14 protein-coding genes and 3 tRNA genes are annotated in these 13,645 nt (G+C 63.5%); 2 read left to right on the forward strand and 15 right to left on the reverse strand.

The annotated features are described in order from the left end of the window. Positions 1–293: 293 nt before the first annotated feature. The 5 genes from E4P29_RS01030 to E4P29_RS01050 are packed head-to-tail and all read right to left on the reverse strand — an operon-like array spanning position 294 to position 5,895. Positions 294–2,561 (reverse strand): MMPL family transporter, encoded by a 2,268-nt coding sequence (locus E4P29_RS01030; RefSeq protein WP_135041188.1) that lies wholly within the window; start codon positions 2,559–2,561, stop codon positions 294–296. Then, positions 2,558–3,724: a hypothetical protein gene (locus E4P29_RS01035; protein WP_135041190.1), complete on the reverse strand. Its 1,167-nt coding sequence runs from the start codon at positions 3,722–3,724 to the stop codon at positions 2,558–2,560. Before E4P29_RS01035 ends, E4P29_RS01030 begins: the two co-directional genes overlap by 4 nt. Beyond that, positions 3,721–4,461: a phosphatidylserine decarboxylase gene (locus E4P29_RS01040; protein WP_135041193.1), complete on the reverse strand. Its 741-nt coding sequence runs from the start codon at positions 4,459–4,461 to the stop codon at positions 3,721–3,723. The genes E4P29_RS01035 and E4P29_RS01040 overlap by 4 nt, the downstream gene beginning before the upstream one ends. Next, entirely contained in the window at positions 4,461–4,658 is a 198-nt protein-coding gene (locus tag E4P29_RS01045; RefSeq protein ID WP_135041195.1) for a serine/threonine protein phosphatase, read from the reverse strand. Before E4P29_RS01045 ends, E4P29_RS01040 begins: the two co-directional genes overlap by 1 nt. Before the next feature lies 1 nt (position 4,659). Continuing rightward, positions 4,660–5,895, reverse strand: a complete 1,236-nt coding sequence (locus E4P29_RS01050; protein ID WP_135041197.1) for an SDR family oxidoreductase — start codon at positions 5,893–5,895, stop codon at positions 4,660–4,662. 236 nt (positions 5,896–6,131) lie between these two features. On the opposite strand from E4P29_RS01050, the gene E4P29_RS01055 reads away from it, so the two are divergent. Together E4P29_RS01055 and E4P29_RS01060 are read left to right on the forward strand one after the other, a co-directional pair. Further along, the gene (locus E4P29_RS01055; RefSeq protein WP_135041199.1) at positions 6,132–8,078 is read left to right on the forward strand and encodes a CocE/NonD family hydrolase; all 1,947 of its coding nucleotides are present in this window, start codon (positions 6,132–6,134) and stop codon (positions 8,076–8,078) included. 10 nt (positions 8,079–8,088) lie between these two features. After that, a complete protein-coding gene (locus tag E4P29_RS01060) occupies positions 8,089–9,000 on the forward strand; it encodes an alpha/beta fold hydrolase (protein ID WP_135041201.1) in 912 nt (303 codons plus the stop codon). A gap of 72 nt (positions 9,001–9,072) precedes the next feature. On the opposite strand, the gene rplA is transcribed toward E4P29_RS01060, so the two are convergent. The 10 genes from rplA to E4P29_RS01110 form a co-directional block, all read right to left on the reverse strand. After that, complete coding sequence (gene rplA / locus E4P29_RS01065) at positions 9,073–9,792, reverse strand: 50S ribosomal protein L1 (protein ID WP_027498276.1); 720 nt, start codon at positions 9,790–9,792, stop codon at positions 9,073–9,075. A gap of 79 nt (positions 9,793–9,871) precedes the next feature. Further along, positions 9,872–10,306 carry a 50S ribosomal protein L11 gene (gene rplK, locus E4P29_RS01070; RefSeq protein ID WP_008713829.1) on the reverse strand — a complete coding sequence of 145 codons (435 nt, stop codon included), beginning with the start codon at positions 10,304–10,306 and terminating at the stop codon, positions 9,872–9,874. A 65-nt stretch (positions 10,307–10,371) separates the two neighbouring features. Further along, positions 10,372–11,208 (reverse strand): transcription termination/antitermination protein NusG, encoded by an 837-nt coding sequence (gene nusG / locus E4P29_RS01075; protein WP_135041203.1) that lies wholly within the window; start codon positions 11,206–11,208, stop codon positions 10,372–10,374. Between the two features lie 65 nt (positions 11,209–11,273). Next, complete coding sequence (gene secE, locus E4P29_RS01080; RefSeq protein ID WP_135041205.1) at positions 11,274–11,735, reverse strand: preprotein translocase subunit SecE; 462 nt, start codon at positions 11,733–11,735, stop codon at positions 11,274–11,276. 30 nt (positions 11,736–11,765) lie between these two features. Further along, a tRNA-Trp gene (locus E4P29_RS01085) sits at positions 11,766–11,838 on the reverse strand. A 190-nt stretch (positions 11,839–12,028) separates the two neighbouring features. Continuing rightward, the gene (gene hadB / locus E4P29_RS01090) at positions 12,029–12,454 is read right to left on the reverse strand and encodes a (3R)-hydroxyacyl-ACP dehydratase subunit HadB (RefSeq protein ID WP_135041206.1); all 426 of its coding nucleotides are present in this window, start codon (positions 12,452–12,454) and stop codon (positions 12,029–12,031) included. Continuing rightward, positions 12,441–12,953: a (3R)-hydroxyacyl-ACP dehydratase subunit HadA gene (gene hadA, locus E4P29_RS01095; protein ID WP_135041208.1), complete on the reverse strand. Its 513-nt coding sequence runs from the start codon at positions 12,951–12,953 to the stop codon at positions 12,441–12,443. Before hadA ends, hadB begins: the two co-directional genes overlap by 14 nt. 91 nt (positions 12,954–13,044) lie before the next feature. Then, positions 13,045–13,212 (reverse strand): 50S ribosomal protein L33, encoded by a 168-nt coding sequence (rpmG, locus tag E4P29_RS01100; RefSeq protein WP_027498281.1) that lies wholly within the window; start codon positions 13,210–13,212, stop codon positions 13,045–13,047. Positions 13,213–13,293: 81 nt separating this feature from the next. Then, positions 13,294–13,366 (reverse strand) — tRNA-Met (locus E4P29_RS01105). A gap of 63 nt (positions 13,367–13,429) precedes the next feature. Further along, positions 13,430–13,502 (reverse strand) — tRNA-Thr (locus tag E4P29_RS01110). Between the last annotated feature and the right edge of the window lie 143 nt (positions 13,503–13,645).

Raw genomic sequence — 13,645 nt, forward strand, 5'->3', positions numbered from 1 at the left:
GAGAGGGCCGGAAAACGACGAACGCCCCGGTGCAGGAAGCACACGGGGCGTGAACGAGCAGGCAGCCGAAGCTGCACGACAGGTTCCCTACCGCGTTCTCCTGCGTGGGCCGTCCGAAGCGATCTCGGACCTTCAACCGCACACCTGTCAGGAAATTTCCCTCGAGAAGGCGGTGACCAACGGTCTTGGGTAGAACTTGATTGGGCGGAACGAAAGAAACGCACTGCGTGCACATTCCTTCTGGACCGTCGACCAGGCTACAACACCTCCGGGGTCAACTCCAAAACGATCGACTACCGGCGCACCCCGGGCCACCAGTTTCGCTCGCCGAACAGCTTCATCATCGCCGGCACCATCATCATGCGCACCAGAACCGCGTCGAACAGCACGGCGACGGCAAGCGCGAACCCGAACTGTTGCAGTTCGAGAACATCGGCGGTGAGGAAGCTGGCGAACACGGCGATCATGATCGCGGCTGCCGCAGTGATCGGCCTGGCGGTGTGCTCGAGGCCGTCGACGATCGCGGTGTCGTTGGCACTGGTGTCGTTCACGCTGGGGTCGTTCACGCTGGGGTCGTTCACGCTGCGCCGGTCGCGGTGCGCGACGAACACCTCCCGCATCCGGCCGATGAGAAACACCTCGTAGTCCATCGAGAGACCGAAGACCACGGCGAACACGGTGACAGGCAGATACACCTGGATGTAGCCCGGACTTTCGAACCCGAGAAGCGACGATCCCCATCCCCACTGGAACACCGCCACCGTCGCACCCAACGCCGCCCCGGTGACGAGCACATTCATCGCAACCGCTTTGATCGGAATCACCACGCTCCGAAAGACGATGCCCAGATACACCAGCGAGAATGCCAGCACTGCGAACACGACCCACAGGAATTTGCTCGAAATCTCTTGGGAGGCATCGACGACGAGGGCGGTGGTTCCGCCGACCGAGACGGTGGTGCCGTCGCGATCTGCGGCGACAATTGCCTGCGACCGGATCGACGCGACCAGGTCGGATGCCTCGGTCGAATCGATCGGCACCGCGGGCACCACGATCAGCAGCGTGCGGCCGGAGTCCTGTTGTGCCAGGGCGTAGTCGACGCGGCCGTCGGCTCGGATGCCGTCTGCGAAAGCCGCGGCGGTGGCCGCCTGCGCCGGTTCGAGGGGCCGGTCGCCGCTGCCGGTGAACACGACGATGATCGGCGAAATCGTTCCAGGAGCGAATTTTTCGGCGAGGACCGTGTTGGCCCGGCCGCTCGGCTCCGCGGCAAGGGCGTCGGCTCCGAGATCCACCCCGTACTGGATCGAACCGATCGGTGCCAGGCAGGCCAGCAGCACGGCCGCGGTGACGGCCGTGTAGCGCCACGGGCGTTCGATGACGTGCCGCGCCCACCGTGACCACCACGTGGGTACCGCGGCATCGTGCTCACCGACCGCCGGAGGCTGAAACCTCTGCGGCAGTGACAGTGTCGAGATTCGCGGGCCGAGGACCGCGAGAATCGCCGGTAGCAGCGTCCAGGCCACCACGACGACGCACGCCACCGTCAGCGCTACGACGAACGAAATACTCTGCACGGCCGGAACATCGACGATCGCCAGAGCGCCGAGCGAAATGAGTACGACCAGACCGGAGATGACGATCGTGTGGCCCGCCGTTCCCATCGCGGCACCGACGGCCGCATTCGTGCGCCCCTGATCCTCGGCACCTCCCGGCGGCGTGGTGCGGTCCATTTCCTCTCGAAATCGGCTGACGATGAAGAGCGCGTAATCGATACCCAGACCGAGACCGAACATCGACGCCACCGTCGTCACGAGGACGTCGAAGGTCATGACGTGCGAGAGCAGCGAGAACACTCCGAACGCCGCCAGCACTCCGATGCCCGTGGTGACGAGCGGCACGATGCCGGCGACCACGGATCCGAGAGCCAGGATCAACAGCACGAATGCCAGTGGCAGGCCGATACTTTCGGCCCGGACGGCGTCGTCGGATTCGACTTTCGTCAGATCGACGGTCATCGGCGAGTAGCCGGTGACCGCCACGTCGATACCCGCGGCGGACGCCCCGTCGATCAGCTTCTGAATGCGTTCTGCTGTCGCGATCCGGTCGCGAGGGTCGCCGCCGACACCGACGAAAGCCAGTGCCGACGTTCCGTCCTCGGAGATCTGGGGCACGAATCCGGCCGTCTCGTAGGGATCGACGACCCGCAGCACATCCGGGGATTGCCGCAGTGCAGAGACGGTCTCGCCGACGCGTTCGCGAAACGCGGGATCTGCGACGCGGACCCGATCCGACGTGAACGTGACGACGAGTTGCTCGGACCCGAACGAGGAGAAGTGTTGCTCGACGAGCGCGTCGGCGCGACTCGATTCGGTACCGGGGACGGAGAAGTTAGCTCCCGCCAACGAGTTCTGCAGTGCCGGGTAGAGCGCAGCAGAACCCACCGCGAGCAACAGCCAGACGGCCAGCACGAGCCACCTGTGGCGGCCTATTGTCCGGCCCCAGCGGTCACCGATGCCGAGCCTGGTCTGCTCACGGTCGAGCACCACCGTCCGATCGATCATGGCCGGGGCAGCTCGAGATCGCGGTTGTAGATGCGGTATGTCCGGTGCGGAGTCTGCTCCATGCGGGTCAGCACCGACCCCTTCATCCACGGGCTGTCGTCGAGCACCGGCGCTGCCTCGACTCGGGTGAAGCCGAGATCACGCATCCGCACCGACAACTCCATGATCAGCAGCGACGACACCGCGCGATCAGGGCAGTCCGGATCGACGAACAACATGTCCACCCGCACCCCGTCGATGACGTCCGTCCGGCTCGGCTTCTTGACGTGCCACAGCGTCACCAGGTCTCGTAGCCACCGCGACTTCAGGTGCGCCGCCTTGGCCGCGGCCTGATTGACGTCCGGAATACCCATCAGGAACCCGACCGGCTTGCCGTCCAACTCGGCCAGCAGGGTGAGCCTTCGATCGAGGACCGGCAGCATCATCTTCAGCAACTCGAGCAGCTCGACGAAGGACAGCGGCGAGAAACCCCAGAAGTTCACGAACGTCTTGTTGTACAGATCGCGCACGATGCGCGCGTCGCGGCGAACCGTCCGGTACTTCATGGACCGGAACGTCACTTCCGAACGTGCCTTGACCTTCTCGAAGATCTGCATGTGCCGCGCATATTCGGGGCGGTTGTAGATCACGCACGGATCGTCGAACAGGTAGCTGTAGAAGTCCTTGATCCCGACGAGCCCCCACTTCTCGAAATGGGCCGCGTAGTACAGGGGATTGTGCGGCATTCCCACCAGCGGGAGGGCTGGCTCGTCGTCGACGACGATGCCCGCGCTGTAGAACATCGACGGACCGAAGGGCCCGGACATCGCGCCGAGCCCACGCCCGACAAGCCATGCCGCCGCCGCGTCGAGCAGGCCGGTGGCGACCTCCTGATCGTCGACGGCCTCGTAGAACCCGAAGAAGCCGATGGACTCACCGGTGTACTGGGTGAAGCTCGTGTCGTGGATGGCCACGACTCGGCCGACGACGACTCCGTTCTCGCGTGCGAGGAAGGCAGCGATATCGCGGATCGACGCGATGGCGACCGGCGGCGAAATCAGGATCCGATCGAGATCCATGGGTTCGTCGGGCAATCGGTACGGATCACCCTGGTAGACGAGATCGGTGACAGCCTTGAATTCGTTCCAGTCCTGGGTGGACTCGACCCGGTCGACAGTGATCATCGTTCCTTCTCAAATGAAGTGTCGTCTGCCACCGGGATCGGTGAGCGGGCGACGACGCTCTCCCCCGCGAACACGTACTGGCCCGGTCGGACGGTGATGGTTTCGGCGAGAGCGTCGGGGACGAACACGTCGCACTGAGACCCGAAGCGGATCATCCCGTACTGCTCGCCGCGTTCGACGGTGTCGCCGACGGCGACATGCGCGACGATCCGGTCGACCCACAGATCGGCTATCTGTGTCACCGTCACCACCGACCCGGACGAATGTTCGATGGAGATGGTGAGCCGCTCGTTGGACAGTATGTAGTCGCACCCCTCGTCGTACGGGGTGCGCCGCGTCAACAGGTTCGCTCCCACTCGCGCCATCGACTTGTTGAACGGTGCCGCGGAGCGATGACGCCGCATACCGATGGTGCCCGAGATCGGAATCCTGTTGCGGTGCACCGAGTATTCGGACATGTAGATCCCGATGAGGTATCCGCTCTCGGTCGATGCCACACCCGCGATCTCGTCGAGCGGAATGGTTCTGCCCTTCTTGACCGCGAATGCCGTCGAACCCGCGTCGACGCGTTTGACGTACGTGACGAAACCGTCGGCGGGTGCCACCACCGACAGCGGATCGGCCGGCGGAGCGCGATGCGGGTCTCGGAAGAAGAACCGGGTGCGCCAGTACAGGAACACCCCGAACGGTGCGGCCACGGCGACACCCGCACCGACGAGTGCTCGTCCGAGCGACATCAGAGATGTCGCTGTTCGTCGATGCTCTCCGACCAGGTCACGAACGCGTCGGCTGCCCGGTGCCGCAGCGCACCGGGCAGCAGCCCGATGGCTCCACACACGACGTAGAAGGCAATGGAGAGAACGGCATTGGTGACCTCGTGGCCGAGGGAGAGTTCCCGCAACCGCACCGAGGTCGGCTCGAATCCGTCCGACACGTCAGTTGACGACAGGGGTGAGCGTCTTGAGCTGGGCCTTCTCGAAGTACAGCTCGAAGAGCCTGCGATGATCGCACCAGGAGGTGTCGTGGTCGACGGGCAGGATGGCCTCCGGCTTGTGCACCAGCCGCATGAGCTTGTCGATGTTGTCGGCGAGCATCGTCTCGGCGAACCGAGGAGAGATACGGACACTGACGCGTTCGACGAACTCGTCCCAGCTCACCAGGTCGAGGCCGAGGAGCTCGGCGTACAGATCGTGTCCGTAACCGGTCGGGTTACTGGGCAACAATCGGGTGAGCGGGTGGCTACGCAGTGCGTTACCGGCCATGACGTCGCACATCACGTCCACCGGAACGTAGTTCATTCCCGGCCCGTCCCAGATCGCGCCGGCCGCGATGGCCAACTCCACGATGCGCCAGAAGCTGTAGACGCGGCCCGGATCGAGGCCCAAGTCGGTACTGCCGAGGATGTAGGGGGCCTCGGCCAGCGTGACGGAATAGGTGTCCGACATCGACAACCATCCGAGCAAGGTGGCGTTGACCCACTTCATCTGGGCGTATCCGGAATACCACCACGAGTCGGGACGCCGGAAGTCCTCGGGCTTCTGGTAGAGATGCGCGCCGATGCTGCCGACGTACGTCAGGTGCTTTCGGACCGAGGTGATGCTGAATTCGAGAATGCGCAGCACGCTGACGAACCAGTCGTCCCGCAGCTCGGCGTAGCTCTCGGTGTAGTCGGTCGAGCTGGCGCAGTTGAAGATCTGGCCCACACCGGCGGCGAGCTCGAAATACTCGGCCTTGTCCAGACCGAAGCGGAACGAGGTCGGCGTGCCTTCTACGATCCGAATCTTGTCCGCATCGACCACGATCTCGTACTGGTCGAACGTGCGCTGGAGTCGCGCGACAGCCGACTCCTCCTCGGTGGGACGGACCACGGCGTACACGACGTCGACGGCGGAGTCCCGGGTGAGACGACCGATCAGATGCGCGCCGAGAAAACCGTTGGCTCCGAACACGAGTGCGGTGTCGGTGCGGGGCGCTGCCATGCTCGCTACCCGTCGACGGGTCTCCTCGTCGATGAACGGCCGCAGCGCGGTGGGATCACCGTTGCTGAGGGCGACGACATCGGCGTACTTGCCGGCGAAGCGAAGCCCCGGGCATTCGCTGGTGATCAATGCGTCCGCGTGCGGCCACATCGGCCGTAGCGATCCGTCTCCGAACAGTGCCTCTACGTGCATTCGTACTCCCCTGCAACGGTCGGTGTCCCACATCACTCGGACGGGCAGACGTTAACAACGCAGCGCACTTCGTACTCGCTGGTTTCGAAAGTCTGGTATGCCCCACAGCGCTGCTCAACCGGCGTTGAGAAGGTTCCCAAAAAATCACAGGACGGAGGCCGAGTCGTTGGAGCACACCACGACCGATTCGCGTTCCTCAGGACAAACAGGGTCGTTCGGAGGTCTAATCGTTCTCCATGACCGCCGTCGAGCCCCACCCCCTCCTGCGACCCCCGCGCGATCCCAGCGGCGGCGAGGCCGCGCAGGCTTGGGCAGCGATCACAGCCGAGGACCCCCGGTACCCACGAGTGTCCGTCTCGGCCGATGTGCGCATTCCGATGAGCGACGGGGCGGCGCTGCGCGCATACGTCTTCCGGCCCGCCGATGCGTCCGGACAGCCGGTACCGGGATCGTTCCCGACAGTGCTGAACCTGACGCCGTACAACAAGCTGTTGATCAAGAGCATCGACACGATCCTGGAAACACCGATCCTCGGCCGAGCGATCAGGAGGTTCTCGTCGGCATTCGACCTGACCGGCACCGCGTTCGACGGCATCACCGAAATCACTCGTGTGGTCGCGGGCGGAGCCGCGGATCTGTTGTCGGTCAACCGCCACCTCGTGCGCAGCGGCTACGTCCAGATGATCGTCGACGTTCGAGGAACCGGAAGCTCCACCGGCACCTGGGACGTGCTGGGCACCCGAGAACAACTGGACTCCATCGAAGTGATCGAGTGGGCACGCCGGCAATACTGGTGCAACGGCAGAATCGGCATGGCCGGGATCTCGTACTCCGCGATCAACGCACTGCAGGCGGCGGCCAAGAGACCCGACGGGCTCGACGCAATATTCGCCGTCGAAGGTTCGGTGGACATCGTTCGCGAGATCTTCGCAACCGGAGGCGCGACCTCGGCGTTCATTCCCCTGTGGCTCGCTGCCGTCAACGGACTCAAATGGGCACCTGCCGTGAGAGGAATCGATACTCTCGCCTGGCTTCGCGATCGCATCCGATCACCTGCGACCAACCTGTTCGATCTGGCCAAAGGCTTTGTCACGGGCGATGATCCGCGAATCTACGACGACGCGTACTACGACACCATCGACGCGGTCATCGAGGACATCACCGCGCCGACCTTTCTGTACGGCTGCTGGCACGACATCTTCGGCAGCTCGGCCCCGGACATCTACAACCGACTCGCTCTCGAACGCGGCTCCAAACAACTACTCGTCGGCGACGGCTACCACGTCAATCCCGGAATCGGTTTCGGTGAACCGGGATTCCCACCACGACTGGACGTACTCGAACGAGCCTGGTTCGACAGGTGGCTGTGCGACATCGACAACGGAATCGAGAACTACGGGCCGGTCACCCTACGACAACAGGGCGGCAATTGGACTGCGCACGGCCGCTTTCCGGCTCCCCAGGCACAACCGCGCCGGCTGTACCTGTCGGCCGAGGCGTCGAACACCGCCGCCCACGCCGCCGGCGACGGCAGCCTCGCTTTCGAGCCGTCCACGTCTTCCGGCCGGCTGACCGTACGTCCATCCCTGCGTGCCGTCGTATCCCGGGACACCACACAGGTTCTCGCGGGTGTCACGGCCGTACTGGGCGGCGGCTTCACCTACGACAACCGATTCGCCGAAGGTGCCGCCGCCACGTTCACCACCGAACCCGCCCGCGCGGACGCTGTGCTGTCGGGGCCGATGAACCTGCATATGCGCGTGATCTGCCGTGCCCGAGAAGCGTTGTGGGCGATCATGATCTGCGACGTCGCCCCGGATGGTAAGTCGACCGTACTGAGCAATGGGGCGTTGCTCGCGTCTCGCCGAGCCGTGGACGACGAGCGATCCTTGTTCGCACCGAACGGCGACTACACCCGGCCGTACCACCCACTCACCAAGGCCACTGTGCTGCCGGTACCCGCCGGGCAGCCCATCACACTCGACATCGACATTCTCGGAACGGAGGCTGTGATCGCGACGGGTCATCGCCTCCGGGTGGCCGTATTCGCCACCGACGCAACACGGTTCATCCCCATCCTGCCCGACATCGTGCGCACTCGATTGCGACCACAGGACATCGCGATCGACCCACACGATCCCAGCTACCTGGTGGTTCCGGTGCTGGGCGACCCCGACTGGTAGGAACGAGAACATGAGAATTGAACAAGGCATCGCGCCGTCGAACTCCATCGACATCGCATACGAGGACATGGGTTCGGTGGACGACCCCGCCGTACTGCTCATCATGGGTCTGTCTGCGCAGCTGACACTGTGGCCCATGGACTTCTGCACGCGTCTCGTCGACGCCGGCTATCGAGTGATCCGCATCGACAACCGCGACATCGGCCTGTCGACGAAGATGACGGGTCGGAAGGTGCACGGCTGGCAGATTCTGCGGCTCCTCCGGCACGAACTGGGAATGTCGTCGGACGTCCCGTACACGATCGTCGACATGGCCGCCGATGCAGTCGGCGTACTCGACCACCTCGACATCGACTCCGCGCACGTCGTCGGCGCGTCTATGGGCGGCATGATCACGCAGGTGTTCGCCGGTAGCTACCCGCAGCGAACCAAGTCCGTGTCCATTCTGTTCTCGAGCACCAACGAGGCATTCCTGCCACCGCCGGATCCCCGGGCGCTGCTACCTCTGATGGGTGGCGTCGGCAAGGACGCCACGAAGGACGAGATCATCGCTCATTCGGCGAAGACACTGTCCACGATCGGCTCCCCCGGGTTCCGGACCCCGCTCGAGGAACAGCTCGAAATCGCCCAGGTGATGTACGAACGCAACTACAACCCGTCCGGCGTCATTCGGCAGATGGCGGCCATCACCGGCACCGGCAGCCTCAAGCCCTACGCACAGAAGATCAGCGCACCGACGACCGTCATCCACGGGACCGCGGACAGACTCGTGCGGCCGGCCTGTGGCAAGGCCATCGCCCGGGCAGTTCCCGGCGCGGAGCTGACTCTCATCGAGGGCATGGCACACGACCTGCCGGCAGCGTTACTCGACCGGATCAGCGGCCTCGTGCTGGCCAACTTCGCTCGCGCGAACGCAGCCTAGATCTCGGCAGGACAGAACGACGAAGGCCGGCCTCACACAGGGAGACCGGCCTTCGATCGGAGCTGAAAGAAATTACGCGTTCGCGTCGTCCTCGAGGAGGTTGCGCGTACGGTTCGGATCGACCTGGACGCCGGGTCCGGTGGTGGTCGAGACGGTGACCTTCTTGACGTAACGACCCTTGGCCGACGACGGCTTCGCACGCAGGATCTCGTCCAGCGCTGCGCCGTAGTTCTCCACCAGCTTGGTCTCGTCGAACGAGGCCTTGCCGATGACGAAGTGCAGGTTGGCCTGCTTGTCGACGCGGAAGTTGATCTTTCCGCCCTTGATGTCGTTGACGGCCTTGGTCACATCGTTGGTGACCGTGCCCGTCTTCGGGTTCGGCATCAGGCCACGCGGTCCGAGGACGCGGGCGATGCGGCCGACCTTGGCCATCTGATCGGGGGTCGCGATAGCGGCGTCGAAGTCCAGGAATCCGCCCTGGATGCGCTCGATCAGATCTTCTGCACCGACGACGTCGGCTCCTGCTGCCTCGGCTTCAGCAGCCTTCTCACCAGCGGCGAAAACAATAACCCGAGCGGTCTTGCCGGTGCCGTGGGGAAGGTTGACGGTGCCGCGCACCATCTGGTCTGCCTTGCGGGGGTCGACGCCGAGTCGCACTGCGACCTCGACGGTGGGGTCGAACTTGCTCGACGCGGTCTCCTTGGCCAGCTTGGCGGCTTCCAGAGGCGAGTAGAGGTTGTCCTGGTCGATCTTGGCGGCCTGCTCGAGGTAGGCCTTACTGCGCTTTGCCATGTCTTACTGTCCTTCGTTCGAGTTCAGAGTGGTTGACGAGCCTGGCCGGCTCTCCCACGTGACGCTTGAGGGCTGAGAATCAGCCTTCGACGGTGATGCCCATCGAGCGAGCAGTACCGGCGATGATCTTCGCGGCCTGATCGATGTCGTTGGCGTTGAGGTCTTCCTGCTTGGTCTTGGCGATCTCGCGCACCTGATCCATGGTCACCTTGGCGACCTTGGTCTTGTGCGGCTCGCCGGAGCCCTTTGCCACGCCTGCAGCCTTGAGCAGCAGCTTGGCAGCGGGAGGAGTCTTCAGCTTGAAGTCGAACGTCCGGTCTTCGTAGACCGAGATCTCGACGGGCACGACGTTGCCGCGCTGCGACTCGGTCGCGGCGTTGTACGCCTTGCAGAACTCCATGATGTTGACGCCGTGCTGGCCCAATGCGGGGCCGACGGGCGGTGCCGGGTTGGCGGCACCGGCCTGGATCTGAAGCTTGATGATCCCGGCTAGCTTCTTCTTCTTCGGGGGCATGTCTTGTTTCCTTGTATTCGCTCGGGTTTCTTGCGGTTGCTACTGCAAGTCTGTGCGGTCGGCTTCTAGATCTTGGAGACCTGAGTGAAGCCGAGCTCGACCGGGGTTTCACGGCCGAAGATCGATACCAGCACCTTGAGCTTCTGCTGCTCTGCGTTGACCTCGCTGATGCTGGCCGGGAGGGTCGCGAACGGGCCGTCCATGACGGTGACCGACTCGCCGACCTCGAAGTCGACCTCGATGGTGGGCTTCGACGTGGTGTCGCTGCCCTGCTCGGCAGTGCCTGTGGCCGCTTTCGCGTCCTTCTTGGCACCTTCCTGCGGCATGAGGAACTTGACGACCTCGTTGATGGTCAGCGGCGACGGACGTGACGTCGCGCCGACGAAACCGGTGACGCCGGGAGTGTTGCGAACCGCGCCCCAGGACTCGTCGTTCAGTTCCATGCGGACCAGGATGTAGCCCGGCAGAACCTTGCGATTGACCTGCTTGCGCTGGCCGTTCTTGATCTCGGTGACCTCTTCGGTGGGAACCTCCACCTGGAAGATGTAGTCACCGACGTCGAGGTTCTGCACACGGGTCTCGAGGTTGGCCTTGACCTTGTTCTCGTATCCGGCGTAGCTGTGGATGACGTACCAGTCACCGGGAGCGCGGCGCAGAGCCGCCTTCATCTCGGCAACGGGATCTTCGGGCTCTGCAGTGACGTCGACGTCAGCGGTGACCTCGGATGTCTCGTCGCCTTCGGCGGGAACGTCGTCCCCGGCGGCAGCGGCGACGTCGGCCTTGATTGCTTCGTCCGTCTCGCGGTCCTGAGCGGCCTGCTCCGCTTCGAGGCCCTGCTTGGTCGCCTCGACATCGGCGTCGAATGCGGCCACTTCGGTGGCGTCGTTGTGCGGCGTGCTCACGTCAGCACCCTTTCTCTAGTTCCTGCTCGGTTCGATCGTCGAAAAGTCACGGCAACTGCGTTCGGTCAACCGAACAGCCAGCCGACGCCCTTGATGAACAGCAGATCGAGGCCACTGATGAACGCGACCATGAACGCCAGGAAGACGAGCACGACGGTGGTGTAGGTGACCATCTGCTTCTTGTTCGGCCAGATGACCTTCCGAAGCTCGGCGACGACCTCGCGGAAGAACTGCAGCAGACGCAGAAACACATTCGGTCGCTTGTCGAGCTTGGCCTTGCGGGACCGAGCCTTGCCCGGAGTGGCCTTCGCGGGCGCGGCCTTCGTCATCGACACGCCGGCGGCGCTGCCACGGGACCTGCCGGACGCCCGCTTGCCAGTGGGAGCCACTGCGCCTGCAGCGGGATCATCTGCGGTTGTGTCAGCATCGGAGAAACGGCCCTCGGAGCCAGGTGCGACGTCGTCTGGAGCCGAGGAGTTCTCGAACTCCTCCGATCGACCGTCGCGCTTACCGCGCTCCTCGCTCACGTCGTTCCTCTCAGTTGCTGACACCTTGGGCAGGGGCGACAGGACTTGAACCTGCAACCTACGGTTTTGGAGACCGTTGCTCTACCAATTGAGCTACGCCCCTTCGGCCGAAAACTTCTCGGCCGCTCTGGTGTCCACCCGACGCATTCACGCGAAACCACACAACCTCCGAGGAGGACGCGGGCAGCGCACAGCGCCGGATTACCCCAGAAATCTCAGTGTACTGCACACTCTTCGGAACAGATAAATCCCGTCGTTCCGGCCGCACAGCGCCCGTCCGGATCGACCCATCATCAGGCCAAGCGCACCGTAGCGGTCGCTCGCCCGAAAATCTTCTTGCCCTCGAACTTCGCCACGATAGCGATGACGGCAGTTCGCTCGTCCGCATCCACCGACTTGATCTTTCCGGAGAACTCGACCGCAGCCGAGGAGTCCGCGGACACGTAGACCGAGCTGGTGAAGCGGACGTTGTATTCGGTGACCGCACCGGGATCACCCAGCCACGACGTGACGAACCCGGCACCGAGGCCCATCGTCAGCATGCCGTGCGCGATCACGTTGTCCAGGCCGGCCAGACGGACGACCTCGTCACTCCAGTGAATCGGATTCGGATCTCCGGACACACCCGCGTAGTTCACCAGATCGCCGCGCGTGAGCATGACGACTCGCTCCGGCAACTCGTATCCGACGGAGACGTCGTCGAAACTACGAAGCGCCATGCATGATCACTTCCTTGACCGCGTGCGCGATGTTCTCGTCGACCTCGCCGCCGGTACGCGCGACGATGGTCGTCCACGTCGTCTGCACGATCTCGCCGTTCTGATCGGTGACGATGTTCTTGGTGGTCATGATGTCGCTGCCACTCATCTGCCGAAACGACTCTAGGTGCACGTCGCACACCAATCGATCGCCGACCTGGATCGGGCGGTGAAATTGCAGCCGCTGATCGGTCTGCAGAATCTGACTCGGGTCGTAACCGGTGATGACCTCTTTGAACATCCGCGTCTGCGCGATGATGCCCACCAGCGAAATGAAGGTCAAGGGCGCGAGGAGACCGTCGTAACCGAGGCCCTTCGCTGCGTCCTCGTCATGATGCGCGGGATGGAAGTCCTGGACCGCACGCGCATACTCACGGACCTTTTCGCGGCCGACCTCGTAGAAGTCGTCGACGCGGTAATGAAAACCGACCATGGATGCCGCGTGAGCGGATACATCCATGGCCGGAATTTCAGTTGATGCCGCAGCATCGAGTGGTGCTTGTGACACGGTGGAAACGACCTTTTCTACCCTTACGCAAGGGCAGTTGGAACTAGCGAGACTCGCGGTGCGCCCGGTGCGTGCCGCAGTTGGAGCAGAACTTCTTCAGCTCGATGCGGTCGGGATCGTTCCGACGGTTCTTCTTGGTGATGTAGTTGCGGTGCTTGCAAACCTCGCAGGCCAAGGTGATCTTGGGCCGCACATCGGTGGAGGAGGCCACTGGACGCCTACTTTCGGGTAAATCTGATCTGGGTCAATCAGGACTGTTCATGCGTGCTACTTGCCGTGCTTGCCTACTGTGTAGCGGTGACCGGACTTGAACCGGCGACGCAACGATTATGAGTCGTTTGCTCTACCAACTGAGCTACACCGCCTCAGGTGCTCATCGTCCACCATCCCACGAACGGGAGCGCGGCGTCGAGCCATCCAATCCAGCGAGCCCCCTAACGGAATCGAACCGTTGACCTTTTCCTTACCATGGAAACGCTCTACCGACTGAGCTAAGGGGGCGAGTGACTACGGGAACTCTCGTTCCGCAGGCTCCTCGCCAACACACGAACAGGCCGTGCGCTGAAGCCTTCAAGAGGTTACACATTCCGAGCACCGACTGCCAAATTGCGAGGTCAGCGACCCTGATTTGTCCTCTTCACATG

The sequence above is a fragment of the Rhodococcus sp. 1R11 genome, from assembly GCF_004563845.1.
GTDB lineage: Bacteria > Actinomycetota > Actinomycetes > Mycobacteriales > Mycobacteriaceae > Rhodococcoides.

Coding starts and splice junctions, on each gene's coding strand:
- E4P29_RS01030 (WP_135041188.1), bottom strand. CDS start 2,561: ATGATCGATCGGACGGTGGTGCTCGACCGTGAGCAGACCAGGCTCGGC.
- E4P29_RS01035 (WP_135041190.1), bottom strand. CDS start 3,724: ATGATCACTGTCGACCGGGTCGAGTCCACCCAGGACTGGAACGAATTC.
- E4P29_RS01040 (WP_135041193.1), bottom strand. CDS start 4,461: ATGTCGCTCGGACGAGCACTCGTCGGTGCGGGTGTCGCCGTGGCCGCA.
- E4P29_RS01050 (WP_135041197.1), bottom strand. CDS start 5,895: ATGCACGTAGAGGCACTGTTCGGAGACGGATCGCTACGGCCGATGTGG.
- E4P29_RS01055 (WP_135041199.1), top strand. CDS start 6,132: ATGACCGCCGTCGAGCCCCACCCCCTCCTGCGACCCCCGCGCGATCCC.
- E4P29_RS01060 (WP_135041201.1), top strand. CDS start 8,089: ATGAGAATTGAACAAGGCATCGCGCCGTCGAACTCCATCGACATCGCA.
- rplA (WP_027498276.1), bottom strand. CDS start 9,792: ATGGCAAAGCGCAGTAAGGCCTACCTCGAGCAGGCCGCCAAGATCGAC.
- rplK (WP_008713829.1), bottom strand. CDS start 10,306: ATGCCCCCGAAGAAGAAGAAGCTAGCCGGGATCATCAAGCTTCAGATC.
- hadB (WP_135041206.1), bottom strand. CDS start 12,454: ATGGCGCTTCGTAGTTTCGACGACGTCTCCGTCGGATACGAGTTGCCG.
- hadA (WP_135041208.1), bottom strand. CDS start 12,953: ATGGATGTATCCGCTCACGCGGCATCCATGGTCGGTTTTCATTACCGC.